31 protein-coding genes are annotated in these 26,209 nt (G+C 61.4%); 13 read left to right on the top strand and 18 right to left on the bottom strand.

Annotation, left to right across the window (positions count from 1 at the left end):
* Window positions 1–111: 111 nt before the first annotated feature.
* The 3 genes from HFK74_RS04400 to HFK74_RS04390 all read left to right on the top strand — a co-directional run bounded on the left by HFK74_RS04400 (window position 112) and on the right by HFK74_RS04390 (window position 2,373).
* Window positions 112–594, top strand: coding sequence for a GNAT family N-acetyltransferase (locus HFK74_RS04400; protein ID WP_180202509.1), 483 nt, complete (start codon window positions 112–114; stop codon window positions 592–594).
* A 57-nt stretch (window positions 595–651) separates the two neighbouring features.
* Window positions 652–2,064 (top strand): aspartate aminotransferase family protein, encoded by a 1,413-nt coding sequence (locus HFK74_RS04395; RefSeq protein ID WP_180202508.1) that lies wholly within the window; start codon window positions 652–654, stop codon window positions 2,062–2,064.
* Between the two features lie 81 nt (window positions 2,065–2,145).
* A complete protein-coding gene (locus tag HFK74_RS04390; RefSeq protein ID WP_128608950.1) occupies window positions 2,146–2,373 on the top strand; it encodes an MbtH family protein in 228 nt (75 codons plus the stop codon).
* Between the two features lie 156 nt (window positions 2,374–2,529).
* Here HFK74_RS04390 and HFK74_RS04385 read toward each other — a convergent pair whose 3' ends face one another.
* The 9 genes from HFK74_RS04385 to HFK74_RS04345 all read right to left on the bottom strand — a co-directional run bounded on the left by HFK74_RS04385 (window position 2,530) and on the right by HFK74_RS04345 (window position 9,470).
* Window positions 2,530–3,441, bottom strand: a complete 912-nt coding sequence (locus HFK74_RS04385) for a metal ABC transporter solute-binding protein, Zn/Mn family (RefSeq protein ID WP_180202507.1) — start codon at window positions 3,439–3,441, stop codon at window positions 2,530–2,532.
* Window positions 3,442–4,341 (bottom strand): metal ABC transporter permease, encoded by a 900-nt coding sequence (locus HFK74_RS04380; RefSeq protein ID WP_033041974.1) that lies wholly within the window; start codon window positions 4,339–4,341, stop codon window positions 3,442–3,444.
* On the bottom strand, window positions 4,341–5,186 hold the full coding sequence (locus HFK74_RS04375; RefSeq protein WP_257230252.1) for a metal ABC transporter ATP-binding protein: 846 nt from the start codon (window positions 5,184–5,186) through the stop codon (window positions 4,341–4,343). The genes HFK74_RS04380 and HFK74_RS04375 overlap by 1 nt, the downstream gene beginning before the upstream one ends.
* The gene (locus HFK74_RS04370; RefSeq protein WP_180202506.1) at window positions 5,183–6,109 is read right to left on the bottom strand and encodes a metal ABC transporter substrate-binding protein; all 927 of its coding nucleotides are present in this window, start codon (window positions 6,107–6,109) and stop codon (window positions 5,183–5,185) included. The genes HFK74_RS04375 and HFK74_RS04370 overlap by 4 nt, the downstream gene beginning before the upstream one ends.
* A 35-nt stretch (window positions 6,110–6,144) precedes the next feature.
* Window positions 6,145–6,717, bottom strand: coding sequence for a DUF6162 family protein (locus HFK74_RS04365; RefSeq protein ID WP_180202505.1), 573 nt, complete (start codon window positions 6,715–6,717; stop codon window positions 6,145–6,147).
* The gene (locus HFK74_RS04360; RefSeq protein WP_180202504.1) at window positions 6,714–7,043 is read right to left on the bottom strand and encodes a hypothetical protein; all 330 of its coding nucleotides are present in this window, start codon (window positions 7,041–7,043) and stop codon (window positions 6,714–6,716) included. The genes HFK74_RS04365 and HFK74_RS04360 overlap by 4 nt, the downstream gene beginning before the upstream one ends.
* Window positions 7,040–7,582, bottom strand: a complete 543-nt coding sequence (locus HFK74_RS04355; protein ID WP_180202503.1) for a thiamine pyrophosphate-binding protein — start codon at window positions 7,580–7,582, stop codon at window positions 7,040–7,042. Before HFK74_RS04355 ends, HFK74_RS04360 begins: the two co-directional genes overlap by 4 nt.
* Window positions 7,579–8,778 carry a PepSY domain-containing protein gene (locus tag HFK74_RS04350; RefSeq protein WP_180202502.1) on the bottom strand — a complete coding sequence of 400 codons (1,200 nt, stop codon included), beginning with the start codon at window positions 8,776–8,778 and terminating at the stop codon, window positions 7,579–7,581. The genes HFK74_RS04355 and HFK74_RS04350 overlap by 4 nt, the downstream gene beginning before the upstream one ends.
* Window positions 8,779–9,011: 233 nt before the next feature.
* Window positions 9,012–9,470, bottom strand: coding sequence for a VOC family protein (locus tag HFK74_RS04345; protein ID WP_180202501.1), 459 nt, complete (start codon window positions 9,468–9,470; stop codon window positions 9,012–9,014).
* Between the two features lie 310 nt (window positions 9,471–9,780).
* On the opposite strand from HFK74_RS04345, the gene HFK74_RS04340 reads away from it, so the two are divergent.
* From HFK74_RS04340 to HFK74_RS04330, 3 genes are all read left to right on the top strand, one after another.
* The gene (locus tag HFK74_RS04340; protein WP_180202500.1) at window positions 9,781–10,995 is read left to right on the top strand and encodes an SfnB family sulfur acquisition oxidoreductase; all 1,215 of its coding nucleotides are present in this window, start codon (window positions 9,781–9,783) and stop codon (window positions 10,993–10,995) included.
* Between the two features lie 2 nt (window positions 10,996–10,997).
* Window positions 10,998–11,663 (top strand): methionine ABC transporter permease, encoded by a 666-nt coding sequence (locus HFK74_RS04335; protein WP_008056489.1) that lies wholly within the window; start codon window positions 10,998–11,000, stop codon window positions 11,661–11,663.
* A 71-nt stretch (window positions 11,664–11,734) separates the two neighbouring features.
* Complete coding sequence (locus HFK74_RS04330) at window positions 11,735–12,505, top strand: MetQ/NlpA family ABC transporter substrate-binding protein (protein WP_180202499.1); 771 nt, start codon at window positions 11,735–11,737, stop codon at window positions 12,503–12,505.
* Window positions 12,506–12,645: 140 nt separating this feature from the next.
* Here HFK74_RS04330 and soxR read toward each other — a convergent pair whose 3' ends face one another.
* Window positions 12,646–13,113 carry a redox-sensitive transcriptional activator SoxR gene (gene soxR, locus HFK74_RS04325; RefSeq protein ID WP_180202498.1) on the bottom strand — a complete coding sequence of 156 codons (468 nt, stop codon included), beginning with the start codon at window positions 13,111–13,113 and terminating at the stop codon, window positions 12,646–12,648.
* A gap of 96 nt (window positions 13,114–13,209) precedes the next feature.
* Here soxR and HFK74_RS04320 point away from each other — a divergent pair, with 96 nt between their 5' ends.
* Window positions 13,210–13,575, top strand: a complete 366-nt coding sequence (locus tag HFK74_RS04320) for an antibiotic biosynthesis monooxygenase (RefSeq protein WP_008056493.1) — start codon at window positions 13,210–13,212, stop codon at window positions 13,573–13,575.
* Here HFK74_RS04320 and HFK74_RS04315 read toward each other — a convergent pair.
* The 4 genes from HFK74_RS04315 to msuE form a co-directional block, all read right to left on the bottom strand.
* A complete protein-coding gene (locus tag HFK74_RS04315) occupies window positions 13,572–14,675 on the bottom strand; it encodes a sigma-54-dependent Fis family transcriptional regulator (protein ID WP_180202497.1) in 1,104 nt (367 codons plus the stop codon). The two genes, HFK74_RS04320 and HFK74_RS04315, sit on opposite strands and share 4 nt — an antisense overlap.
* A 24-nt stretch (window positions 14,676–14,699) precedes the next feature.
* A complete protein-coding gene (locus HFK74_RS04310; RefSeq protein WP_180202496.1) occupies window positions 14,700–15,887 on the bottom strand; it encodes an acyl-CoA dehydrogenase family protein in 1,188 nt (395 codons plus the stop codon).
* 128 nt (window positions 15,888–16,015) lie between these two features.
* Window positions 16,016–17,161, bottom strand: coding sequence for an FMNH2-dependent alkanesulfonate monooxygenase (ssuD, locus tag HFK74_RS04305; protein ID WP_180202495.1), 1,146 nt, complete (start codon window positions 17,159–17,161; stop codon window positions 16,016–16,018).
* 10 nt (window positions 17,162–17,171) lie between these two features.
* Window positions 17,172–17,735, bottom strand: coding sequence for an FMN reductase (msuE, locus tag HFK74_RS04300; protein WP_180202494.1), 564 nt, complete (start codon window positions 17,733–17,735; stop codon window positions 17,172–17,174).
* A gap of 149 nt (window positions 17,736–17,884) precedes the next feature.
* Here msuE and HFK74_RS04295 point away from each other — a divergent pair, with 149 nt between their 5' ends.
* The 5 genes from HFK74_RS04295 (at window position 17,885) to HFK74_RS04275 (ending at window position 22,346) form a co-directional block, all read left to right on the top strand.
* The gene (locus tag HFK74_RS04295) at window positions 17,885–18,055 is read left to right on the top strand and encodes a hypothetical protein (protein WP_180202493.1); all 171 of its coding nucleotides are present in this window, start codon (window positions 17,885–17,887) and stop codon (window positions 18,053–18,055) included.
* A 68-nt stretch (window positions 18,056–18,123) separates the two neighbouring features.
* Window positions 18,124–18,393, top strand: coding sequence for a hypothetical protein (locus HFK74_RS04290; protein ID WP_180202492.1), 270 nt, complete (start codon window positions 18,124–18,126; stop codon window positions 18,391–18,393).
* 101 nt (window positions 18,394–18,494) lie between these two features.
* The gene (locus HFK74_RS04285; protein WP_180202491.1) at window positions 18,495–19,109 is read left to right on the top strand and encodes a LysE family translocator; all 615 of its coding nucleotides are present in this window, start codon (window positions 18,495–18,497) and stop codon (window positions 19,107–19,109) included.
* A gap of 206 nt (window positions 19,110–19,315) precedes the next feature.
* Complete coding sequence (locus HFK74_RS04280) at window positions 19,316–20,473, top strand: aminotransferase class V-fold PLP-dependent enzyme (RefSeq protein WP_180202490.1); 1,158 nt, start codon at window positions 19,316–19,318, stop codon at window positions 20,471–20,473.
* Window positions 20,474–20,537: 64 nt separating this feature from the next.
* On the top strand, window positions 20,538–22,346 hold the full coding sequence (locus tag HFK74_RS04275) for an aminopeptidase P family protein (protein WP_180202489.1): 1,809 nt from the start codon (window positions 20,538–20,540) through the stop codon (window positions 22,344–22,346).
* 58 nt (window positions 22,347–22,404) lie between these two features.
* Here the strand turns inward: HFK74_RS04275 and HFK74_RS04270 are convergent, their stop codons facing one another.
* Window positions 22,405–22,995, bottom strand: coding sequence for a 2-hydroxychromene-2-carboxylate isomerase (locus HFK74_RS04270; RefSeq protein ID WP_180202488.1), 591 nt, complete (start codon window positions 22,993–22,995; stop codon window positions 22,405–22,407).
* Window positions 22,996–23,031: 36 nt separating this feature from the next.
* The gene (locus HFK74_RS04265; protein WP_180202487.1) at window positions 23,032–23,760 is read right to left on the bottom strand and encodes an SDR family oxidoreductase; all 729 of its coding nucleotides are present in this window, start codon (window positions 23,758–23,760) and stop codon (window positions 23,032–23,034) included.
* A gap of 93 nt (window positions 23,761–23,853) precedes the next feature.
* Here HFK74_RS04265 and HFK74_RS04260 point away from each other — a divergent pair, with 93 nt between their 5' ends.
* On the top strand, window positions 23,854–24,414 hold the full coding sequence (locus tag HFK74_RS04260) for a TetR/AcrR family transcriptional regulator (RefSeq protein WP_180202486.1): 561 nt from the start codon (window positions 23,854–23,856) through the stop codon (window positions 24,412–24,414).
* 13 nt (window positions 24,415–24,427) lie between these two features.
* On the opposite strand, the gene HFK74_RS04255 is transcribed toward HFK74_RS04260, so the two are convergent.
* Together HFK74_RS04255 and rhtA are read right to left on the bottom strand one after the other, a co-directional pair.
* Window positions 24,428–24,709, bottom strand: coding sequence for a hypothetical protein (locus HFK74_RS04255; RefSeq protein WP_180202485.1), 282 nt, complete (start codon window positions 24,707–24,709; stop codon window positions 24,428–24,430).
* 169 nt (window positions 24,710–24,878) lie between these two features.
* Window positions 24,879–25,766: a threonine/homoserine exporter RhtA gene (gene rhtA / locus HFK74_RS04250; RefSeq protein ID WP_180202484.1), complete on the bottom strand. Its 888-nt coding sequence runs from the start codon at window positions 25,764–25,766 to the stop codon at window positions 24,879–24,881.
* Window positions 25,767–26,209: the final 443 nt, after the last annotated feature.

Genomic DNA, 26,209 nt, shown 5'->3' with positions numbered 1-26,209 from the left:
ATAAAACCTGTGGGAGCCCTGGCGCACATCAAATGTAACTCCTGTCGATTGGCCGCCCGGATCCAGCACGACTATCGTTGCTCCTACTCAATGGATTGAGGGGAGCGCACCATGGAAGCATCCGTACACACCTGCAAGGCAACCCCGGCCGACGCCGGCATCATCAGTCGCATCATCGAGCGCTCCATCCGGGTCGGTTGCGTGCTCGACCACCGCAACAACCTGCGAACCGTGGCCAACTGGACCCACAACAAGACCATCGAACACATTCTTCCCTGGTTCACCGACCGGCGGTTGTACCTGAACATCGCGCTGTTGCAGGACAAGCCCGTGGGTGTCGCCATGGCCGCCAGCAACGGCAAGGTAGCGTTCTGCTACGTACTGCCGGAATGGTTTCGTCGCGGGGTCGGGCAAGCACTGGTGCGCGATCTCGAAGGCTGGTTGATTGAACAGGGGCTGCAGCATTCACGACTCAACAGCACCCGAACCGGCGAGGCCTTTTACCGGCGCCTGGGTTATCAGGCGTATGCCCAGGCGTTCGCGGTAGCGGGCCTGTATGCCATCCCCATGCACAAAGCGTTGCCTGAGGTCTAAATCCTCGAACTCCTGATGCGTTTCCAGAACAGGAAAACCTTAATGAGGGGTCGAGAGATGTCAGTCGCTACCAGGCTTGTGCAAGACCAGTCGGCCCGGATTACTCCGGTGCCGGCCGAGACGCTTTATCAGTTCAACGAATCGCCGTTGCTGGCGCGTCAAAACCAGCAGGAGTCCAACGCCCGCAGTTACCCGCGGCGTATTCCCCTGGCACTCAAGCGCGCCAAGGGCCTGTATGTCGAAGACGTCGAAGGCCGCACGTTCATCGATTGCCTGGCCGGCGCCGGGACTCTGGCCCTCGGGCACAACCACCCGGTCGTGATCGAAGCGATCCAGCGCGTGCTGGCCGACGAACTGCCGCTGCACACCCTGGACCTGACCACGCCGGTCAAGGATCAGTTCGTCCAGGACCTGTTCGGCTTGTTACCGACAGCCTTGGCTGCGCAAGCGAAGATCCAGTTTTGCGGGCCCACCGGCACCGATGCGGTGGAAGCCGCGCTGAAGCTGGTGCGTACGGCCACTGGCCGCAGCACCGTGCTGTCGTTCCAGGGCGGCTACCACGGCATGAGCCAGGGCGCGCTGAGTTTGATGGGCAGCCTGGGGCCGAAAAAGCCTCTCGGCGCCTTGCTCAGCAACGGCGTGCAGTTCATGCCGTACCCTTACGATTACCGTTGCCCGTTTGGCCTGGGCGGCGCGCAGGGGGTGAAGGCCAACCTCAACTACCTGGAAAACCTGTTGAACGATCCCGAGGCCGGCGTGCAACTGCCGGCGGCAGTGATCGTTGAAGTGGTACAGGGCGAGGGCGGGGTGATCCCGGCCGATCTCGACTGGTTGCGCGGCTTGCGCCGGATTACCGAAAAAGCCGGCGTGGCGTTGATCGTCGACGAGATTCAGAGTGGCTTTGCCCGCACCGGCAAGATGTTCGCCTTCGAGCACGCCGGGATCATTCCAGACGTGGTGGTGCTGTCCAAGGCCATCGGCGGCAGCCTGCCATTGGCCGTGGTGGTCTATCGCGACTGGCTCGACACCTGGCTGCCGGGCGCCCATGCCGGGACTTTCCGTGGCAATCAGATGGCGATGGCCGCCGGTTCTGCCGTGATGCGTTACCTGGTCGAACACAAGGTTTGCGAACATGCCGCCGCCATGGGCGAACGCCTGGGCGAGCACCTGCGCATCCTGCAGCGTGATTTCCCGCAGCTGGGCGATATTCGAGGTCGAGGCCTGATGCTTGGTGTGGAACTGGTCGATCCGACCGGCGTGCCGGATGCCCTGGGTCATCCGCCGGCGTTTGCGCGACTGGCGCCGCTGGTGCAGCGCGAATGCCTCAAGCGCGGCTTGATCCTTGAACTGGGCGGCCGCCAGGGCGCCGTGGTGCGCTTCCTGCCACCGCTGGTGATCACCGCCGCGGAAATCGACCGGGTGGCCGAGATTTTCGGCAGGGCCCTGGCCGCGGCCACCGCCAGCCTCTAAATTTTCCGGCCCCCGGAACGTTCCTTCTACATAGCAGCTGCACACAGCGTGCAGCCCACCCTACAGCGATGGAGAGACAGCATGACGTCAGTATTCGACCGCGAGGACATCCTCTTTCAGGTCGTGGTCAACCACGAAGAGCAATACTCGATCTGGCCCGACTACAAAGCCGTGCCCGAGGGCTGGCGTACCGTGGGTAAAAGTGGGTTGAAAAAGGAATGCCTGGCCTACATTGAAGAAACCTGGACGGATATGCGTCCGCTGAGCCTGCGCCAGAAAATGGACGAGCAGGCGGCTGTGGCGCACTGAGTCAGCGCCTGCAAAAAAAGCCCGCTGAACCGGTCAGGTCAGCGGGCTTTTTTGCGCCTGGCGGCAACATTCTCTTGTAGGAGCCCGGCTTGTCGGCGAAGGCGTCCTTGAGCCTTGCGCTAGTCTTTCGGGTGCCTTCGCCGGCAAGCCGGGCTCCTACAGGACCGGGCCGTTGCTCAACCCCTTGATCAAAAGATCCACATCCCCTTCCAGCTCGGCCACCGGATCGGCGGCGTCGACACTCAACACCACCAACTGACTCCCGGCCTCGGCAATCACCGCTTTCACCGCGTCTGAGGGCTGCCGATGGTGCAACACCACCGCCACATCATTGTCCTTGAGCATCACCCCCAACTCCTTGAGCGCCTCCGGTGTCCATTCGGCATCCGGCCGTGCATCCAGCCCGACCAACTCCAGGTTGAGCCCGCCGATCAGATAACCAAAGTGATCGCTGAGGCTCACCACGCTGAGGTTGTCCGCAGCGGCCAGGCGCGCTTCGCTGTCGGCGCTGAGTTTGAGCAAGCGCTGTTTCAGTGCCGCCAGGTTCGCCTCGATCGCAGGCTTGGCCGTGGGGGCCAGGCGTACCAGGTCCGCGGCCATCACGTCGGCCATGCGTCCCATGTTGTTGCTGGCCAGCCAGGGCTGGCTGTTCAAGCCATCGACCTGGTTGCCCGGCTGCACGGCAATGCCGGGCAGGGCGCCATCCACCGGACGGGCGGCGTCGACTTCGATGATGCGGATGTTGCTGCGCCGGGAGGTCGGGTACAGCGGATCGTCCGGCCACAGCGAGCGCACGCCGATCACCGCATCGGCGCCGGTCGCCAGCTTGGCCAGCGCCGGAGCGCCACGGCCGGTGAAGTAGGCGGTCTGGCGGCTGCCGGGCAGGTTGGCTGGTGCCGCGCGCTCAAGGCTGACATCGGTGCCTTTGAGCAGCACTTCGCCCAGGCCGTAGGTAATTGGCAGTGAAGCCAGCACCCGCAGCGGTTTGCCGCTGTCAGCGCCGACGGCGGTTGTGGCCAGCCCGCACAGGGCGAGCGCCAGGGTCAGTTGTCGCAGAGAAAATGACATTTATCCAAGGTTCCCTTTGAGGCTGGGGACGACGCCGCGCGCGATGGCGGCCAGGGCGAAGGCGATGCCGGCCACCAGGATGATCGCGGCACCGGACGGGATCGGCAGGTCAAATACGATTGGCGCGAGAATCCCGCACAGCGTACTCACCGTGGCGATCAGCACCGAGCACCAGAAGAAGCCCTTCAGTGACTGGCTGAGCAGGCGCGCCGCCGCGGCCGGTATCACCAGCAGCGCACCGACCAGGATGGCGCCGATGACTTTCACCGCGGCGACGGTGATCAGCGTCACCAGGATCACGAACAGGTAATCCAGGGACTTCACCGCCACCCCGCGCACCGCCGCCAATTGCGGGTTGAAGCTGGCGAGCATGATGCGGTTGTACAGCGGCAAGGCCAGGGCCATGACCAGAGAACCGACGATGGCCAGCACCAGCAGGTCATTGCCGTTGACCGTCAGCACCGAACCGAACAGTACGTTTTCGAGGATGTGCACGTTGATCTTGCCCGCCAGGATCAGCAGCAGGCTGGCGCCCAGCGCCAACGACACCGACAGGAACACACCGATCAAGGTATCCGGCGCCAGGCCCGTGCGGTTGCGCAGGTAGTTGAGCAAGATGCCGAACAGCAGGCAGTAACCGAACAGGCTGCCGTAGGGCCCAGTGTAGGGTTCGCCCAGCAGGATGCCGATGGCCACGCCGGTCAGCGCCGCGTGGCCCACCGCTTCGGAGAAAAACGCGAAGCGCTTGACCACCACCAGGGTGCCCAGACCGCCCAGCACCGGGCCGATCAACAGGCCGGCGAGCAACGCGTTGACCACAAATCCATAGGCCAGCGCCTCAGGCAGATAACCCGACGAGGCCCAGCCCTGGACCATCAAACGAAAGGCTTCGTAACTCATCAGGCAGCGCTCCGTGGATGGGTCGAGAACAAGGTCAGCAGGCGATCGGGGGTCAGCGCCTGTTGTGGCGTGGCATCGAACAGCACGCGGCGGTTGAGCCCGGTGACGTGATCGGCCAGGCGTCCAACCGCTTCCAGATCGTGCTCGATCCACAGCACGGTGATGCCCGCCGCGCGCCAGTCGCCCAGCAAGCGTTCGAACACCCGGATGCCGGCTTCATCGAGGGCCGACATCGGTTCGTCGAGCACCAGCAATTGCGGCGCCGGAATCAGCCCTTGCGCCAGCAACACCCGCTGACGCTCGCCACCCGACAGCGCCCCCATGCGGCGCTTGCGCTTGTCCTGCATGCCGACCCGTTCCAGCGCCTCGCCGATAGCCTTCGCGTAGTGCTTGCTCAAGCCGAGGAACGCCGGGCGCCGCTGGCACATTGCAGCCATGAAATCGTCGACGGTCATTGGCAGGCCGCGATCAAATTCCAGCGCCTGGGGCACGTATCCGATCGTCCCCGGTTCGCCCGGCCATTGCAGGCTCAAGCGGCCCTGGTGCGGCATCTGCCCGAGCAGGGTCTTGATCAACGAGCTTTTGCCGCCACCGTTAGGGCCGACCAGCGCATGCACGCTGCCGGGCCGAACTTGAAACGTGACGTTGTCGAGGATGGTCGTGCGACCGAGGGTCAGGCTGACGTCGGCGAAATCCAGGGTAGGCCCCGAAACCTGTGGGAGTGAGCCTGCTCGCGATTGCGCTGTGTCATTTGATGATGGTGTCGCCTGGCTGGACGCCTTCGCGAGCAGGCTCGCTCCCACAGGGGATTGTGCATCGGCCAGGATGGTTTCTTTCGATGTCATGCCCCGGACTCCTGAATCGCCCGCACCACGGTGTTGAGGTTGCCGGTCATCTCTTTTTCGTACTTGTCGGCGGTGTATTCGCCGTAGGAGATATGCGACAGCGGGTACAGCTTCACCCCGGATTCGCGCTGGATGGTGTCGACATAGGTGGAGGGGAAATCCATCTCCGAGAAGATCACTTTCACGTCCAGCTCACGCAATTGGTCGATGGTCTTTTTCAGCTGGCTGGGGCTGGGTTCGATACCGTGGGCCGGCTCGACCACCGCCGTCACTTCCAGGCCGAATTCGCGCAGTAGGTAATCGTAGGCGGCGTGAACCGTGGCCACGCGCAGCTCGGCGTTCGGCGCCGCGGTCAATTTGGCCAGGGCGTCGGCGCGCATCTTGCGCAGGCGCTTGCCGTAGGCGCGGGCGTTCTCGGTGTAGGTCTTGGCATTGGCCGGGTCGAGTTTTCCCAGTTCGCGGGCGATGTTGTTGACCTGGGCAATCGAGGCGCTGATCGACAGGAACGTGTGCGGGTTGACCACTTTGCCCGCGCCACGCGCGGCGACGCCGGTGGCGGCCAGCAGCGGCACGTTTTCGTTGGCCTCGATCACCGGCACGTTCGGCGTTTCACTGGCGGCGATCATGCGGTCGGCGAAGTCGTCATGGCCGACGCCGTTGAGCACGATCACGTCGAGCCCGCTGATGCGCTTGATGTCTTCGGCCCGTGGCTCGTAGGCATGGGGGTTGAAGCCGGCGGGAATCAGCGGCACCACCTCGGCCTTGTCGCCGACAATGTTGGCCACATAGCTGTAGTACGGGTGCAGGGTGATGCCGATGCGCAGGCGCTTGGCCTCATCGGCGCTGGCCAGGGGTGTCAGCAGGCAGGCCAGCAGGCCGACCAGTGACAGGCGCAGGAAAGAACGTAGCGATGAAATAGGCATGGGAAAGCGGTCTTCTCTCGGGTGAAGGCGAGGGTTCAGTGCCGGTGCTGGCGGGTCACGCCGGCATCGAATTGCGCGACGACCTGCCGCCAGCCGGCGCCTTCGAGCGCTGCGTCGCTGAGGTCGGCAGGGGCCTTGAGGTCGGTGGCGCGGTTGAGCCAGATGTCCGGGGCGTCGTCGCCAGCACTCAGGCGCATCAGGAACGAGCCGGCCACGGTGACGTTCTGGCTCTGCCCGAAGTACGCCTTTGCGTCGAGCAACTGCCAGGCATGGCCGCCGCGGCTGACCGAGCTGGCGTCCTGGGCAAAGGGGGCAAAGCCTTCATCGGCGAGGGTTTCAGGTGTCGGCAGGCTCTGTTGTTCCTGGCGCAGCAAGTGGATCTCATCCAGCGTCACGCGCAAATCGGCGTAGATGCCTTGTTCGGAGGCGCTCAGATCGCGGCGGGCATCCAGTTGATGACTGTTGATGCTGCTCACTGGCTGCGACTCGCCGCGCCAGGCGACCACTGAACCGGCCACTGCCAGGATCACCAGGCACAACAGCAAGACATAGAGGGTTTCATGGCCGGCGCCGGCCGGGCGGACGATGTGCGTGGTGGGCGTACTCATGGGCTTTCGATGTCCGCCTGGTCGATCTCGACCACATGGCCGGGGCCTGCGTCGAACAGCACATAGAACTCAGCCCCGGGCTTCTTGAAGGTCAAGGTCGAATCGGCCCCGAGCTTGCCCGGCACCAGGATGGTTTCGTCGTAGCCGATCACGTCCAGGGTCACGCCCGGAGCACCGCTGCCGTCGGAAAAACCGCCGGTGCACTGGATCTGCTCGGCGTCGATGGCCTTGCATTCGCACATCGGGTTGTGGGCCAGTGCGCTGGCGCTGAAGCCGGCACAGAGCACCAGCAACGCGGCGCGCAAAGGGCGAATAGGTTTGATCATGGTTTGCCTCCTTGGGTGGATAGCCAGGCGAGGGTGGCGGGGGAGGCCTGGCTCAGAGGAATGGATGCCTGGTGCATGGAGCCGTCCCAACCTTCCATGGTGATCCACAGTTCGGCGTCGGCCTTGGTTTTTGTCGGCACCGGCAGCATGGCGCCCATGCGGTAGGGCGTACCGAAGAAAATCACCCCGGCGGCACGCAGGCTGCGTGGCTTGCCGATGCGCAGGTAAGTCGCCTTGACCTGCTCGCGGCAGCTGTCGCACAGCGCGGCGTTGAAGCTTTTCATGTAGCCGGCCGGGCCGTCGGGCCGTGGTGCTTCGTTACGCAGTTCGGCCAGGCGCAGGCTCCAGGGCCCGACCTGGACTTCACCGATTTCCCGCTCGCCCAGGCCCGTGTCACCGCGAAACAGCGCGGCATCGGCGAAGTATTTGGGCATGAAACCCAGCGGCACCAGCAACAGCAGGACGTTGATGTGGAAACGCCATTTGTGCCAGAAGCGGCTTAGCGTCGAACGGGGTGATTGAGTGGCGACCTGGCTCATTGGCTGACCTCCGTGGCTTCAGCGCTGCTGGCCGTGGCAGGCTCGTTGCGTGGGCGTTTGTTGCTGCGCTTGAGGGCGTTGGCCGTGGCCAGGGCGGTGCGCTTGGTCCAGATCAACAGGCCGCTGAGTACCATCATGCTCAACAGCAGGCCGAAGAAGCACCAGATCAGCTTGATCCAGATCCCGCCGAAATCACCGGTGTGCAGCGGACGCATGGATTCGGTCACGAACTCCAGGCCCGAACGGTCCGACAGCAGGCGCGTGGCAGCGACTTCGCCGGTGTACGGGTTGATATCGGCGGTCTGGAACATCAGCGGGTACCAGCTGCGCCCGCCCACCGACAGGTAGCTGTAGGCGTTGGCCGGCATACTGACAAAGCTCTCGTCGAGCCCCGGGATACGTTCCTTGGCCTCGCGGATTGCTGCTTCCAGGCTGATCATCGGTGCCGGCGCGCCATCGGTGGTGAGCGGCACGCTTTCCCGCGGGACCACGGCCGCCACCGGCGCGGTGGAGATGGAGATCTGGTTGTCGAACATGAACGCTTCGATCAGGAACCAGGTGCTGGTGACGGAAATGACCGCGATGAACCAGATCGACCAGATGCCGCTGAGCCGGTGGAAATCGCCCCAGAAAATCCGTGCGCCATGGCGAATGCGCAGGGTTGGCCGGAAAAAGCCTTTCCAGAAGCGCTTGTACACCACGAGGCCAGTCACCAGGGAAGCCAGCATTGGCAGGCTGAGGAACGACACCAGGTACCAGCCCCAGCTGTAGCCGTTGGTGAACGGCACCAGCCACCAGCCATGCAGGGCACGGGTGAACGCCTGGAAGTTGAACTGCGGAGCGGGGCCCTGGATGGCACCGGTGTAGGGGTTGACGTACACCGTCAACTCACGCCCATCGGGGTAGTTGACGCGTACGTCCAGGGCGAAATGCGCTTCGTCGGGGCGGCTGATGCTGTCAACGATGATGGTGGGCTCGGCTTGCTTGATCGCGGCGACGATCTGGTCGTAATTGAGCCGTGGCGCGTCATCCGCAGGTTGGCTGGCGCGCATTTGCGGATTGGCCAGCCAGACGATCTCCTGGCTGACCACCGCCAGCGTGCCGGTCACACAGACGATCAACACGAAAAACCAGATCGGCAGTGCCAGCCAGCTATGGACCAGGAACCAGATTTTTGAACGGGATTTCTTCGACATGATTAAGGCGTCTTATATCGATGAAAGGCCTCTGCTACGGGCTTCGCAGCGATGAGGTCAATGGACGGTCCGGTCGTGGTTTTTTCTACGCGACAGGACTGCATCTATATAGGACGGATGAGCACCCGAAATCCCGAAGGGTGATATGAAAGAAAATGTTTCGTGTTTCGCCAGACCATCGTCGGAACGCCACCCGGCGTTCCGACGACGAGGCCGCGCAGGCCTCGAAGATTTCACCCTTGCTGGAACATCTCCTTCGCCCGCTGCTCGATCTGCTCCTGGGTCAGATCCTCTTTACGCGTGGCCAGGAACCACAGATGCCCATAGGGATCCTTCAAGGTCCCGGAACGGTCGCCGTAAAACTGATCCTTGACCTCTGAAACTACGACGCCACCAGCATCGATCGCCTGTTTGTAGGACCTGTCCACATCGGTCACGTACAAGTGCAGGCCCACCGACGGAGAATTGTCCGGATTGCGCAGCGGCCCTTGATCGCACGGAGTGCCGAGCATGATCGGGCAATCGCCAATGCGCAGTTCGGCGTGGCCGATGCCGCCGTCGGGCATGCTCAGGCGCATGACCTCGATGGCGCCGAAGGCTTTTTTGTAGAAATCGATGGCTTCGGCCGCTTTTTGAATGCCCAGGTACGGGGTGATGCTGTGATAACCCTCTGGAATCGGTTTAACGCTCATGATGTTCTCCCTTTTTTTGTTGCGGATTGAAGATCGCTCTCCAGCCGAACAATTGTAGGAGTTGCCGAAGGCTGCGATCTTTTGTTTTGATCTTCAGCATGTTTCAAGTTTCCAAAAAGATTTCAGCCTGCGGCACGTTCTACAGAGTTCATCGGCACTGTTCAGCCATCAACAGTGAAGCAACAGATTGCTTGCCTTCGTGATGTAAAACCCCTCGAAAATGCCCTGAACCCCCTTCAAACACTGACCCGCGCCGTCAGGCACAGAAGCTGCAATGACCTTCGATAAACACCTGTATCGAGAGTCTTGTATGTCCCAATCTGCCGTTTATCCGATCAATCCGCCGGCCGCCCACCGGATCGCCGACGAAGCCCAAGCGCTACAGGTGGCCGAGCAGGTCGCCGCGATCCTGCTGGAGCAGGATGCCGAGCGCGACCGCACACGCCAGGTGCCCGCCGAGATCGTCGACCTGTATTCCAACAGTGGCCTGTGGGGCATCACCGTGCCCAGGGAATTCGGCGGCGCGCAGGTGTCCAGTGCGGTACTGGCGCAAGTCATTGCGATCATTTCGGCAGCCGATCCGTCCCTGGGACAGATCCCGCAAAACCACTATTGCCTGCTCGAAGACATTCGCCTGCAAGGCACCCCGCAGCAGCAGGCGCATTTCTTTGGCCTGGCCTTGCAAGGCCACCGGTTCGCCAATGCCTTGTCGGAAACCGGCGGCAAAAACGTGCAGGACATCCAGGCAACCCTCCGTCGTTACGGCGACGGTCATGTGATCAATGGACGCAAGGGTTACTGCACCGGATCGCTTTATGCCCACTGGTTGGCGGTGCTGGCGCTGGATGAAGAACAGAAGGGCCAGCTGGCCTTTGTCGAACGCGGTACGAAAGGGCTGGTGATTGTCGACGACTGGGACAGCATCGGTCAGCGCACCACCTCCAGCGGCACCGTCTTGGCCGAGGATCTGCACGTCGCGGCGTTCAACCTGTTCCCGACGTACCGCTCCTACGAAAACCCGACCCTGGCCGGCCCGTTCGCCCAGTTGACCACCGCCGCCATCGATGCCGGCATCGCCCGTGCGGCCCTGCGCGACACCATCGCGTTCGTCCGGCAATCCGCCCGGCCATGGATCGACGCCGGCGTGGAAAAAGCCAGCGAAGACCCGCTGACCATCATTCAGGTCGGGGGGCTGGAGATTCGCCTGGAAGCCGCCGAAGCCTTGCTGGAACGGGCTGGTCGTGCACTGGATGCGGCGCGTCCGGCACCCGATGAAGACAACGTTGCCCGTGCGTCCCTGGCCGTTGCCAAGGCCAAGGTGCTGACCACTGAAATCGCCATTGAAGCCACCAACAAGCTGTTCGAACTCGGAGGCACCCGCTCGACCCTGAAAAAACACAACTTCGATCGTCACTGGCGCAACGCCCGGGTCCACACCCTGCACGACCCGGTGCGTTGGAAGTACCACGTGGTCGGCAACTGGCTACTCAACGGCGTGAAACCACCACGTCATGACTGGTCGTGACCATGGCCGAATTGTTCAAGAACATTTACTGGGCCGATATCGGCCAGGCCTGTCTCGACACCTTGAGCATGCTCGGTGCGGCCCTGGGTTTTACCGTGCTGCTGGGCTTGCCGCTGGGGGTGCTGCTGTTCCTCACCGGCAAGCGCCAATTGCATGAAGCCGTCGGTGTCTACCGGGTGCTGTCGGTGATCGTGAATATGCTGCGTTCGCTGCCGTTCATCATTCTGCTGATTGTGCTGATCCCCCTGACCACCCTGTTGGTGGGCACTTCGCTGGGGGTGCCGGGGACCATTCCACCGCTGGTGGTCGGTTGCACGCCGTTCTTCGCGCGGTTGGTGGAAACCGCGCTGCGCGAAGTCGATCGCGGGGTGGTGGAGGCGACCCAGGCCATGGGCGCCAACACCTGGCAAATCATTCGCTACACCTTGTTGCCGGAAGCCCGGGGAGGGCTGCTGGCAGCGGTCACGGTTACCGCGATCGTACTGGTCGACTACACGGCAATGGCCGGGGTGATCGGCGGTGGCGGTCTGGGCGACCTGGCCATCCGCTACGGCTACCAGCGGTTCCAGACCGATGTGATGGTGGTCACCGTGGTGCTGTTGTTGATCCTGGTCCAGGCGCTGCAAATGAGCGGCGACCGACTGGTGGCGCGTTACAGCCACCGCTGACGATTCAAATCAAAAAAACCGGCCCCACGTCCGACCCACGACGGCCATTTAAATCTGCCTTGGAGCACAAGATGAAAAAGACCCTGGCCATACTGGCTGCCCTGATCTCGTTGAGCGCCCACGCCAACGAAAAACTCACCGTCGGCGCCACCCCGGTGCCGCACGCGGAAATCCTCGAATTCGTCAAACCGACGCTGGCCAAGGAAGGCGTGGACCTGGACATCAAGGTGTTCACCGATTTCATCCAGCCCAACCAGCAGTTGGCGCTGAAGAATCTCGACGCCAACTATTACCAGTACCGGCCGTTTCTCGACGACTATAACAAGACCCGTCACACCGACCTGGTGCCGGTGGTGGGCGTGCACATCGAGCCGTTCGGCGCTTATTCGACCAAGATCAAAAACATCGCCGAACTCAAGGACGGCGCCACCGTTTCGATCCCCAACGACCCGGTCAACACCGGTCGCGCCCTGGTGCTCTTGCACGAAGCGGGTCTGATCAAGCTCAAGGACCCGAGCAACACCCTGGCAACCCAACGGGACATCGTCGAAAACCCCAAGCACCTGAAAATCCGTGAACTGGAGGGCGCACTGCTGGCGCGTTCGGTGAGTCAGGTCGACCTGGCATTCGTCTTCGCCAATTACGCCCTGGAAGCAGGGATCGATACCAACAGTGCCTTGATCGTGGAGAAGGGCAAGAGCCTGTACATCGAGTTCCTGGTGGCACGGCCGGACAACATCAACGACCCGGGCCTGCAGAAACTGGCAAAGGCGTTGAACTCCGATGAGGTGCGGCAGTTCATCCTGACCCGCTACAAGGGGCAGATTGCGCCGGGGTTCTAAGCTTCGGTTGGTCTTGAGGACGCCATCGCTGCGATGCGGCGACCCGACAAGCCAGGCTCCCACAGGTTTTGAGTCGTTTGTGATTATTGCGAACGACACAAAACCTGTAGGAGCGAGGCTTGCCCGCGAAGGCCGCGCCGCTATTTCGGTTCTGCCCCAGATTCCAGCAGCTGCGCCCCAGGCCCACGCTCCCCCAACACATCCCCAAAATTACGCAACGGACACGCCTCCATCGACAAACACCCACAGCCAATGCAGCCATTGAGCTTGTCGCGCAACAACGTCAACTGATTGATCCGCTCATCCAGATCCCGACTCCACTGCGCCGACAGCACCTTCCAGTCCGCCGCCGTCGGTGCACGGTTATCCGGCAGGGATTTGAGCGCCTCGCCAATTTCCGCCAACGGAATGCCCAAGCGCTGGGCCACCTTGATCAATGCCACCCGCCGCAACACTTCCCGTGGATAGCGTCGCTGATTGCCCTGGTTGCGATTGCTCTTGATCAACCCCTTCAATTCATAAAAATGCAGCGCCGTGACCGCGACACCGCTGCGGGCGGCCAATTGGCCGACGCTGAGCTCCTTGTGCAGGTTCTCCGAAGTGATCATTTGCAGATTGCCCCTTGACCTCTAGTTAACTGGAGGTTTTACCCTGCACGCCTTCGGATCACAAGATTCGCCTTGCACCTGAGTGGGGGATTATCCATGCACGCGCCCGCGAAACATCGCAGCTTCACCCAACTGATCGAATTCGAAATCGAACCGCAGCAGCAGCCAGCGTTGGTGCAAGCGCTGTCACAGCAGACCGAGCGCCTGGCCCAGCACCACAGCGGCTTTCTGAGTGCCAGCATCCAGGCCAGCGAGGACGGTCGGCGGGTGCTCAACTACCTGCAATGGCAAACCCGCGAGGCGGGGGAGGCGGCGTTTCAGGCGTTTGAAAGCGGGGAACAGGATTTCTGGCAATTGATCCGCGCCCATCAGGCGAAGACCGTGACCTTCGGCTCGTTCCAGGTGCTGCACAGCCTGGAACGCAGCCACGACCACGGGTTGCACTGCAATCTGGTGGGTTAGATCGACAGCTGCATCAAGCGCTCGCCCTGGATGTTTTCCGTTGGCCGGCGTTTGTTGACCGCCAGTTCACCGATCTTGATCAGGCGTGTGCGGGTCACGTTGCGGCTCAGCCCCAGCAGGGCGGCGGTGTGCACCTGGTTGTAGTGGCAGAAACGATAGGCCGCGCGCATCAAGGCGTCTTCGACTTTCTCATGCAGCGCGCCGGCCTGTTGTTCGAAGAGCTTCTGGAAGGCCCGGTCGAGCAGGGCTTCGGCGCAGTCGTCGACCTGGGTGTGATAGTCGTCCTGACGCTCGATGCGCATGTTCGACAGGCGCAGGTCATCGCGTTCGATCACGCCGTTGCGGCAAATCAACAGGGTGTGGTGAATCACGTTTTCCAGCTCGCGGATATTGCCCGGCCAGCTGTAGCTGCGCAGTTTCAGTTCGGCCTCTTTGCTGATGGTGATGGTGCCGTAACCGAGGCGCTGGCTGTAGGCGTTGATGAAGTGGCGCGTCAGCGGCAGGATATCGCCCGGGCGGTCGCGCAGCGGGCTCAGTTCCAGGCTGACGACGTCGAGCCGGTAATACAGGTCTTCGCGAAAGTGCCCCGCGTTGATGGCTTTTTCCAGTTGCACGTTGGTGGCCGCGAGCACGCGCACATCGATGGGAATGCTCTTGCGCGAACCCAGGCGCACCACTTCGCGCTCCTGCAACACGCGCAACAACTTGACCTGGATCGCCATCGGCAAATCGCCGATTTCATCGAGGAACAAGGTGCCCCCGTTGGCTTCCTCGAACCAGCCGGCCTTGGCGCTCAGGGCGCCGGTGAACGCACCTTTTTCATGGCCGAACAATTCGGCTTCGACCAGGGATTCGGAAAACGCACCGCAGTTCACCGCAACGAATGGCCGGTTGCGCCGGGCGCTGAGGTTGTGGATATGTCGCGCCACCAACTCTTTGCCGGTGCCGGTTTCGCCAATGATCAGCACGCTGGCGTCACTGGGGGCGACTTGTTGCAGATGCGCCAGCAAGGCCTGGGACTTCGGATCTTCGAAGACCTGCGCCGTGGCGCGGATCGACGTGGCCAGAGCGGGCGAGGGCGGTAAGGTCAGCAGTTGCATGGGGCACGCTCCTTGATGGGCAAGCTATGAATAGAAAGTCGGAATCGGCAGGGCCTGGTTCAGCGCCCAGTCACCCAGTTCCTGGAGTTTGTAATCCACCGGGTCGTGCAGGGTTTGCGTGCGCAGGTTGCGCCAATGCCGGTCCAGGCGCAGCGAGGCGTGGGTCGAACGCGCGCCGGTCACTTCGAACAAACGGCTGCACAGCTCCAGGCCATTGCGCGTTGCCGCGACCTTGGCCGTGGCGATGGCGGTGGCGAGATGCCCGCGTTCTTCGGCACTGAGGTTCGGACCTTTGGCCCAGGCCTTGTCGAGCAAGTCGGCGGCACGCTCCACCAGCAACCGCACACCTTCGAGGGCCACCCAGAACTCGCCGTAGTGACCGAGCACATAAGGGTCCTGGCGCACATCCTGGGAGGTGGATTTATGCCACGGCCGGGTTTCGGTGAGCGTGTATTGCCGCGCCTCTTCAAAGGCGCCTTCGGCGATGCCGAGGAACATGTGAGTGAAGGTGAGCTGGGCGATCAGCGGGCGCAGGCAGGCGAAGGGTGTACTCAACGGACCCGGATCGAGCAGCAGTTCCGATTCTTCGACCCGCACTCGTTCGAAGGTCGCGCTGCCGCTGTCGGTCTGGCGCTGACCGATGTTGTTCCAGTCGTTGTGCAGACTGATGCCGCTGCGACCGCTGGGAATGGCGGCGATCAACAGCTTGCCGCCGGCGTTTTCATCCACCGCCGAGGCGATCAGCATTTCTGAATCGCTGGCGCCGGAGCAAAAACTTTTCTTGCCGGAAAACTCACGCCAGCCACCCAGGTTTTTCACCACGGTGCGGGTGTCGAGCGGGTTGAGGGCATTGCCCCAGAACCAGTTCTTGCGTGCGGTTTGTTCAAACCACGGCTGCCATTGTTCGGGCCGGGCGAACAGGCGCACGGTGGCGAGCATCAGGTGATGGAAACCGAAAACATGGGCAATCGAACTGTCGACCTTGGCGAACTCGCGCACGATGGCCAGGGTTTCACTCCAGTGGGCGCCGAGGCCGCCGAACTGGGTGGGAATACTTAACGCGAGCAGGCCGCTGTGGCGCAGGGCATCACGCTCGGCCTTGGGCGTACCGCCGCGCTCGTCGCGCTCGACGGCGGTCAAGGCAAACTCGGCGGCCAATTGGCGGGCGGTCTGCAACGGGGATATCAGGGCGCTTTGCGGTTTGGCGGTCACGCGGGGATCCTTCTGTGTACGATGCTTCCTGTAGGAGCTGGCTTGCCAGCGAAGAGGCCATCACGTTCAACATAAGAGTTGTTTGAGAGTCCGCTTTCGCTGGCAAGCCAGCTCCTACAGGTTTGGCGTCAGGCTGTGGCTTTGGCGGGCAACACATCATTGGCGATCATTTCGCCAAACGGCCCGGTGAGGTTGGTGACGCCGCGACCCGCCAGGCTGGCATACGGCTCGGGCAACAGCGGGAACACCAGTTCGGCAAAGCGATAGGCCTCCTCGAGGTGCGGATAGCCGGAGAAGATGAAACTCTCGATGCCCAGGTCCGCGTACTCCTTGATCCGAGCCGCCACCTGCTGCGGATCGCCCACCAGCGCTGTCCCGGCACCGCCGCGCACCAGCCCGACACCGGCCCACAGGTTGGGCGAGATTTCCAGATTGTCACGACGCCCGTCATGCAGGGCGGCCATGCGCCGCTGACCTTCGGAATCGAAGCGCGAGAATGACTTCTGTGCGGCGGCGATGGTCTCGTCGCTGATGTGTTCGATCAATTTGTCAGCGGCTTTCCAGGCTTCTTCGGCGGTTTCGCGCACGATCACATGCAATCGAATCCCGAACTTCACCGTGCGCCCGTTACGTGCGGCACGCTCGCGGACATCGGTCAGCTTTTGCGCCACGGCAGCCGGTGGCTCGCCCCAGGTCAGGTAGACATCGACTTGCTCGGCGGCCAGGTCATGGGCAGCATCGGAGGAGCCGCCGAAGTACAGCGGCGGATAGGGTTTCTGTACCGGCGGATACAGCGCCTTGGCGTTCTGTACCCGCAGGTGTTTACCTTCGAAATCCACCGATTCGCCTTGCAGTACGCGACGCCAGATCTTCAGGAATTCGTCAGTGACTTCGTAGCGCTCGCTGTGATCGAGGAAACTGCCGTCGCCACGGTTTTCATCCGGGTCGCCGCCGGTCACCACATTGATCAGCAAACGGCCACCGGACAGTCGATCCAGGGTGGCGGCCATGCGCGCCGAAACCGTTGGCGAAATGATCCCCGGCCGGATCGCCACCAGGTACCGCAAGCGTTCGGTCAACGGCACCAGCGCCGAAGCGATGACCCACGAGTCTTCGCAGGAGCGCCCGGTCGGGATCAACACACCGTGGTAACCGAGGCTGTCCGCCGCCTGGGCCACCTGTTTCAGATAATTGAGCGTTACCGGGCGTGCGCCCTGGGTGGTGCCCAGGTAATGACCGTCGCCGTGGGTCGGCAGAAACCAGAAAACATCCATGAACAAATCCTTAAGCGATTTTCAGCAGATTGTTAGGGTGCACGCCGAACAACGGCGCGGCGCGTTCTGCAGCCAGGCGAATGCGGGCCTTCAACGGCTCACTGGTGATTTGGTAATTGGAGAAATCGGCTTCGGTGGCATACACGCCAATCGGCAAGGTCAAGGCCTGGAAGAAGCTGAACAGTGGGCGCAGTTGATGATCGAGCACCAGCGCGTGACGTTCGCTGCCACCGGTGGCGGCCAGCAGTACTGGCGTGTTGATCAGCGCATTGAGGTCAATCAGATCGAACAGGTGCTTGAGCAGGCCCGGGTAGGAACCGCGATAAACCGGCGCAGCGACGATCAGCAAGTCGGCGTTTTCAATCGCTTGCAGTTCGGCTTCGATATCCGCCGCCAATTCCTGGCGGGACAGTGCCGCGCCCAATGGCCGGGCAATGTCACCCAGTTCGATGAGCTTGCTGTCGATCGGCAGTTGCTCGGCCAATTGCGCCAACAGGGCTTGGGTCAGCACCAGGGTGCGCGACGGGCGCCAGGTACCGCCGGAGAGGGCAACGACTTTCAATGGACGCGACATGAACAGTTCCTTTTTAAACAGTTGCTCGGCGAGCAGTGAGTAGTCACCGGGTTGAGCAAGAGCTGTACCAATCCCTTGAGGCCCAGGATTACCGGGTTTTCAGCGCCTTGAGCAGGCCGCGCTGTTGATTTTCAGGGGCTGTTTGTTGAATGACTGTTGCCTGGCAAACAGTTGTTTGGGCAACAGTGGATGCAGTTGTTATAAAGGTTGTCTGTTATTCCTCAAAATACGATAAAACGATATTTATAGAGCGTTATGGAATATGTGGGGCTGCAACGGCCGTATTGGAAAAAGCCGATAGCGACTATCGAGAGCGTTGATTTCTGCTCGGGCAAAGGCGCGAGTAGCCTGTGTTCATTGCCCCGAACACGATGCCAGGACGCCGAAAATGAAACCTCTAATCGCCACTTTCTTGCTGCTCGCGGTCTCTGTACTCGCCGGATGTGCCAGCCATGTTTCCCCGGAACTGCGTCCCTACACCGCTGAAGAAACCCGCGAACTGGCGCTGGAAGCATTGAATCGTCGCGGCTTGTCCTTCGACGAATACCACGCGAAAAAAGCCGAACTGCTCGGCGAGCCACGGAAAACCTTTGGCTTCGACAAGCAGGGTGAAATGAACGCCGAGCGAGCTGTACAGCTGCACGGTCGCCCAAGCTGAGCCAAAACTGTACTGCTGGAACTTTCGCCCAACTGTCCATGGGTTTCACTGAGCGTTCGCGATAGGGTCAATACCTGACTGACCCCGATGGACTGCCACCCATGAATCTCTCACTTGATCTGCTGCTGGGCTTTGCCCTGTTTGCCCTCGTCACCTCGATCACACCCGGTCCGAACAACACCATGTTGCTGGCATCCGGGGTGAACTTCGGCTTCCATCGAACCATCCCCCACATGCTGGGCATCACCTGCGGATTCTTCGTGCTGGTCGTGGCAGTGGGCTTCGGGCTGGGCGCGGTGTTCCAGGCTTATCCTGTGCTCTACATCGTGCTGCGTTACGTCGGTGCGGCGTACTTGCTGTACCTGGCGTGGAAAATCGCCCATTCCGGGCCCGTCTCGGACAGCGGCAATGGCGAGGCCAAGCCGATCAGCTACCTGGGCGCCGCCGCGTTCCAGTGGGTCAATCCCAAGGCCTGGATCATGGCCATCGGTGCCATCAGCACCTACACACCGATGCAGGGCTATTTCACCAACGTGATCGTGATTGCCGCGGTGTTCGCCCTGATCAACCTGCCGAGCGTCGGTGTCTGGGCCGCATGCGGCACGCTGTTGCGCAATGTTCTCAAGGACCGGCGCTGGTTGCGCCTGTTCAACTGGGGCATGGCCGCGCTGCTGGTGGCGTCGCTGTATCCGATATTGCTCGAAAGCTTTAGCTGACGCATTGCTTCAACCGCTCGCCCGATGCCTGTTAAGCTGGTTTATCAGGAGCGTTCCGACGCACTTTTAAATGAAGTTGTTCTTCTTTAACGGCATCCGATCAGGTATTGGTAACCTTCTGAAAACCGCACGCAGCTCATAAGGCTGCGTTTCGCTGTTTGCAGTCATGAGCTTCCTGATCCCGGAACACGCTCTGCGAGTCCTTTATGAATAAACGTCCGCTGTATTTCGACTATGCCGCCACCACGCCGGTGGATGAGCGAGTCATCAAGATCATGGTCGAGTGCCTGGGCTTTGACGGTAACTTTGGCAACCCGGCCTCCAGTTCCCACGCCTTTGGCCAACAGGCCCGGCAATCGGTAGAGCAGGCGCGGCGCCAGGTCGCCGAACTGGTCGGCGCCACGCCTGAACAGATCATCTGGACCTCCGGTGCCACCGAATCCAACAACCTTGCCCTCAAGGGTGTGGCCCAGGCACGCGGCTCGGCCTGCGGCCACCTCATCACCAGCCAGATCGAACACAAGGCCATCCTCGATACCGCCAGGCAGTTGCAGGACAGCGGCGTGGCGGTGACGTACCTGGTGCCGGACGCCGATGGCCTGATCACCGCGCAAGCGGTCAGCGAAGCCATGCGCGAGGACACCTTCCTGGTGTCGCTGATGCTGGTCAACAATGAACTGGGCACGGTCAACGACATCCCGGCCATCGGCCAGGTGGTGCGCGAGCGCAATGCGTTGTTTCATGTCGACGCGGCGCAAGGTGCGGGCAAGGTTGCGATCGACCTGGCACAGTGGCCGGTGGACCTGATGTCCTTCTCGGCGCACAAGCTCTATGGCCCCAAAGGCATCGGCGCGCTGTATGTCGGACCCCGTGCGCAGCAGCGCCTGCTGGCGCAGATCCACGGCGGCGGTCACGAAGGCGGCCTGCGTTCCGGTACCCTGGCGACCCACCAGATTGCCGCGATGGGCGCGGCCTTTGCCTTGGCGGCGGCCTCGTTCGATGAAGAAAAGGCCTTGATCGTGCACCTGCGCGAACGCCTGCTTGAACAAGTGCTGGGCATTCCCGGCGTGCGGCTCAATGGCAGCCCCACCCAACGCATCCCGCATACGTTGAGCCTGACCTTCAGTGAAGGCGAGTTCAATTCAGCGGCTTTGCTTGCCTCGATGGCGTTTTCCGCGACCTCGGCCTGTAATTCCGCAAGCAATGCGCCATCCCATGTGCTGCTGGCCCTGGGGCATGATGCCCGTACGGCGAGCCGCACCATTCGCTTGAGCCTGGGGCGTTTCACCACCGAACAGGATATCGATCAAGCGGTACAGCTGATTAAAACCGCCTGCGCCAGTGCTCCAGCATTCTGGCAATAGGGCAACAAAGTGCCGACCCTGATCGGCACTGAACAATAATGACGAGTGGTTAGCAGGAGTCACGATGAATACGCAGTTTACGATCACCGGGTCAGTGCCCCAGCGCCTGGCGCAAACCCGCGAGCTGATGAGCCGGGAGGGCATCCATGCCTTGCTGGTGCCGTCGGCCGATCCCCACCTGTCCGAATACCTGCCGGGTTACTGGCAAGGGCGTCAATGGTTGTCGGGTTTCCACGGTTCGGTCGGCACCCTGATCGTTACCGCGGATTTCGCCGGCATCTGGGCCGACAGCCGTTATTGGGAGCAGGCGGGCAAGGAACTCAAGGGCAGTGGCATCGAGCTGGTCAAGCTGCAACCGGGGCAACCGGGGCCGCTGGACTGGCTGGCCGAGCAAACCCCGCAAGGCGGCGTGGTCGCGGTCGATGGTGCGGTGATGGCGGTGGCTTCCGCACGCACGCTGGGCAGCAAGCTCGAGGAGCGGGGCGCACGCCTGCGCACCGACATCGACCTGTTGAGCGAAGTCTGGAGCGACCGCCCAAGCCTTCCGAACGAACCGATCTACCAGCACTTGCCGCCACAAGCCACCGTCAGCCGTGGCGAAAAACTCGCCAAGCTGCGCGAAACCCTGCAGGCACGTGGTGCCGACTGGCATTTCATCGCCACCCTGGATGACATCGCCTGGCTGTTCAACCTGCGCGGCGGCGATGTGTCGTTCAACCCGGTCTTTGTATCTTTCGCCTTGATCAGCCAGCAGCAGGCAACGCTGTTCGTCGCGCTGAGCAAGGTCGATGCGCAGTTGCGTGCGGCCCTGGAACAGGACGGCGTGAGCTTGCGCGATTACAGCGAAGTGGCCGACGCCCTGCGCGCGGTGCCGATGGGCACGAGCCTGCTGGTCGATCCGGCGCGGGTAACGGCGGGCCTGCTGGATAACCTCGACAGCGGTGTCAAACTGCTCGAAGGCCTGAACCCGACCACCCTGGCCAAGTCCCAGAAGAGCCAGGCTGACGCCGAACACATCCGCCAGGCCATGGAGCAGGACGGCGCAGCGCTGTGCGAATTCTTCAGCTGGCTCGACTCGGCCTGGGGGCGTGAGCGTATTACCGAACTGACCATCGACGAAAAACTGACCGCGGCGCGTGAACGCCGCCCGGGCTACGTGTCGCTGAGCTTCAACACCATTGCCGCCTTCAACGCCAACGGCGCCATGCCCCATTACCACGCCACCGAAGAAGAGCACGCGGTGATCGAAGGTGACGGCTTGTTGCTGATCGATTCTGGCGGCCAGTACCTGGGTGGCACCACCGACATCACGCGGATGGTGCCGGTCGGCACACCGACCAGCGAGCAGAAACGCGATTGCACCCGCGTGCTCAAGGGCGTGATTGCCCTGTCCCGTGCGCAATTCCCCAAAGGTATCCTGTCGCCACTGCTGGACGCCATCGCCCGGGCGCCGATCTGGGCCGAAAGCGTCGACTACGGTCACGGCACCGGTCACGGCGTGGGCTACTTCCTCAACGTTCACGAAGGTCCGCAGGTCATTGCCTACCAGGCCGCACCCGCGCCGCAAACCGCCATGCTGCCAGGCATGATCACCTCGATCGAGCCAGGCACCTACCGTCCAGGTCGTTGGGGTGTGCGCATCGAGAACCTGGCGATGAACCGCGAGGCAGGCAGCAGCGAATTCGGCGAATTCCTCAAGTTCGAAACCCTGACCCTGTGCCCGATCGACACGCGCTGCCTGGAAACCTCGCTGCTGAGCGAAGAGGAAAAGCAGTGGTTCAACGCTTACCACACGCAAGTGCGCGAGCGCTTGAGCCCGTTGCTCGACGGCGCTGCGCTGGAGTGGTTGAACACGCGTACTGCGGCTATTTGACCCGATGTAGTCCGGGCGCTGTTTCCAGCGCCCGGCTCATGCAGTCGGTCCTTGGGTTTTAACCCAGGGCTTCGATGACAAAGTCCAGTCGATCCTGGCCGAAGTACAGCTGATCGCCGACAAACATGCTCGGTGCACCGAATACGCCGCGTTGTACGGCTTTTTCGGTGGTTTCCTTGAGGGCGTTCTTGACCTCCTCGTCGACGGTCAGGGCCAGGATTTCTTCCGGGTCGAAACCGTTTTCGCTCAGCACTGCCCCGACAGTGGCCGGATCATTGAGGTTTCGACCTTCGATCCAGAGTGCCTTGAACAGGCAATCGATGAACGCGGCAAAGCGCTCAGGGTGACGCAACTGCATGCCTGTTGCGGCACGCATGAGCAGCAATGTGTTGATCGGGAAGTGCGGGTTGATTTTCAGCGGCACACCGTAGCGCTTGGCGTACCGATCCAGGTCTATGAACATGTAGCGGCCCTTGGCAGGGATGGTCGCCGGGGAGGCGTTGCCGGTGGCTTTGAACACCCCGCCGAGCAGGATTGGCACATAGATCAGCTGGCTGTCGGTCTGCTCACAGATCTTCGGTAGCTGGGTGTACGCCAGGTAGGTGGCGGGGCTACCCAGGTCGAAATGAAACTCCACGGTTTTGCTCATGGTCGATGCGCTCTTCTTGTTGTCGTAGGGGGTGGATTACCAGCGTTCGCTCCAGGGGCGCAGGTCCAGCTCGAAGGTCCAGGCGTCACGCGGCTGGCTGTGCAGGTACCAATAGTTCTCGGCAATGTGCTCGGGGTCGAGAATGCCGTCCTGGTCCTTGGTGGCGTACTTCTCAGGGAAGCTTTCACGAATGAAATCGGTATCGATGGCGCCGTCGACCACGACGTGGGCGACGTGAATGTTCATCGGCCCCAGTTCCCGAGCCATGCTTTGTGCCAGCGCGCGGATCCCGTGCTTGGCCCCGGCAAACGCGGCAAAGCCTGCAGCACCGCGCAAACCGGCGGTGGCGCCGGTGAACAGGATAGTGCCCCGTTGCCGCTTGGCCATGCGCTTGGCCACTTCCCGACCATTGAGAAAGCCTGAGAAACAGGCCATTTCCCAGATCTTGAAATACTTGCGGGCGGTTTCTTCGAGAATGCTGCAGGGCACGTTGGCGCCGATGTTGAACACGAACGCTTCGATCGGGCCGATGTCGCTTTCAATTTGCTCGACCAGTGCAACCACATCGTCTTCTTTGCGGGCATCGCAGGCGAAGCCGTGGGCTTCACCACCGCCATCCCTGATGGCATCAACCAGAGGCTGTAGCTTGTCAGCGCTGCGACGGGTTACACAGGCTACGAATCCCTCCTGTGCAAACCTTTTGGCAATGGCGCCACCCGTGGCATCTCCCGCACCGACAACCAGTACGACCTTTTTGTTATTCATTGCCTGGACCTCTTTAGTAAACGATCGTTAACTAAACGAACGTTATGCTACGATTGGGCAGGCGTCAAGATGATCGAACCTGAGGGTAGGGCAATGCGTTATTCAGCCAGTCACAAACTGGAAACCCGAGAGAAATTGCTGCAAAGCAGCGCGGTGTCGGCCAAGCAATCCGGTTTTTCCACGGTGGGGGTCGATGGTTTGATGAAAGCCATCGGCTTGAGTGGTGGCGCGTTCTACAGTCACTTCGCGTCGAAGGACGAATTGTTCGCTTCCATTGTCGAGCGCGAGTTGCGTCAAAGCCTGGAACGCTTGGGGGCTGATCAGGATCGCGACAAATTCGAGCGTTGCCTCAAGCTTTACTTGAGCATGTCCCACGTCGAGCACCCGGAAACCGGTTGTGCATTACCGGCGTTGGGCGCCGAGATTGCCCGCTCCGACCCGCTGATTCGACAGCAGGCTGAGCACTGGATTTGCCAGCTTCAGGAACGTTGGGCGCGGGTGCTGGAGAGCGACAGCCTGGCCTGGGCGATTCTGTCGCAATGCATCGGAGCCTTGGTGGTGGCCCGAATGCTGATCACGCCGGATCTGCAGCGCAGGGTGCTGAAGTCCAGCCATGAGGAGATTGGTCGCCAGTTGGCAGGCCCGAGGGCCTGACAATGGCTTCGGGTCATTTGCAGATGACGATCATGCTGCGGCTGGTATAGCCCGCGGGGTTGAGTCCGAACGGATAATCACCCGGTTCTTCCACGGCGTCGCCGGATTTGGCTATGACCTTGTAGCTCTTGGGGGCGCACGAGTTGGCGGCGCTGGTGTAGCACTGGTCCCATGAGGACGACAGCCCCGAACAGTTGATGTGGATGCCTTTCTTGCCGTGTTTGGTCTGGGATTTGGAGGTCGCCGCGCAGCCCGCAACTGCAAGAACGGCGATCAGTATCAAAATTCGTTTCATTGCTATCCTTGTAGCGTTCCCGGATCTATCGCCCGGTCTGGCAGTGTTCGCTTGCGCATGAAGCGTTTTGAGGTCCCTGTCCTGGAAAAGTCCATTTATGGCACTGGGTTGCGGGCCTAAACATGGCCTAATTGAGCGGCAAATACCAGAGTCTGTGTAAATCCGGTCGTCAATCGGCTGCAATGGCGGGCTTGGCGGCGTTGCCCATGGTCATGGTGGCACCCACGGAAGCCAGGATGATGCACAGGATGGCCATCCACTGTGACAACGACAGGAATTCCTGCAGGAACAACAGGCCGGACAAGGCGCCCACCGCCGGCTCGATGCTCATCAGTGTGCCGAAGGTCCTGGCCGGCATGCGCGTAAGGGCGACCATTTCCAGTGTATAGGGGAGGGCCGTGGACAGGACGGCAACACCGATGGCGATCGGAATCAAGGATGGGGTCAACAACGCTGCACCCGCATGAACAATGCCGATCGGGGCGACGAAGAGTGCGGCAATCACGACGCCCAGGGCGGCGGTCTGCACACCGTTGTCGGCACCGGCCTTTTGCCCGAAAAGAATGTACAGCGCCCAGCAGACACCCGCTCCCAATGCGTAACCGGCCCCCAGCAGATCAATGCCTTGTGCCGTGGCCCCCGTCGGTATCAACAGCAGCAGGCCGACAGCGGCCAGGGCAATCCATAAAAAGTCGATGGCGCGGCGTGAAGCATAGATGGCAACGGCCAATGGCCCGGTGAACTCCAGCGCGACCGCGATACCCAGGGGCACCGTACGCAGGGACATATAGAAGAGGAAGTTCATGCCGCCCAGTGCCATGCCATAGACAATCACGGTACGCAGTGATTTTGCGGTGAGCTTCGCCCGCCATGGGCGCAGCAGCAACACCATGATCACGCTGGCAAAGGTCAATCGCAGGGTGGTGGTGCCTTGGGCGCCAATGATAGGGAACATGCTTTTGGCCAGCGAGGCGCCCGACTGGATCGATGCCATGGCTATTATTAGCAGGCCGACCGAAAACAGGGTCGAGGCAAGGCTGCGCGGCTGATCATTCATTGGGAGGCACCGTCCGGGGTGTGGATCTTGAGTGTTGTACTTGGTATTGGGCAATATACTGCGCAATCGGTGCGGGCGCGTCTATATATAAGCCGGCTTTTTGTGTTCTCGATAGAAAAGCCAAATCAATGCTTGACGGCAGATTCTGGAGGCCTATAATTCGCCCCACTTCCGGCGCAGTCGAAACGGAAAACTCCTTGGTAAACAATGAGTTACGCAGTTTTCGGCAGCAGGTTGCTTCAGTTCATCGAAGCGCGAAGGAAGTTGAAAAAGAGGTGTTGACAGCAGCGTGTAACGCTGTAGAATTCGCCTCCCGCTGATGAGAGATCTGAAGCGCAAGTGGTTGAAGTTGTTAAGGATTCCTTGAAAACTTCTGAAAAATATCACTTGACAGCAAATGAGGCTGCTGTAGAATGCGCGCCTCGGTTGAGACGAAAGATCTT

The sequence above is a fragment of the Pseudomonas sp. SbOxS1 genome (assembly GCF_013416725.1).
In the GTDB taxonomy this organism is placed as follows: domain Bacteria; phylum Pseudomonadota; class Gammaproteobacteria; order Pseudomonadales; family Pseudomonadaceae; genus Aquipseudomonas.
This window is presented reverse-complemented; position numbering and strand designations above follow the sequence as displayed.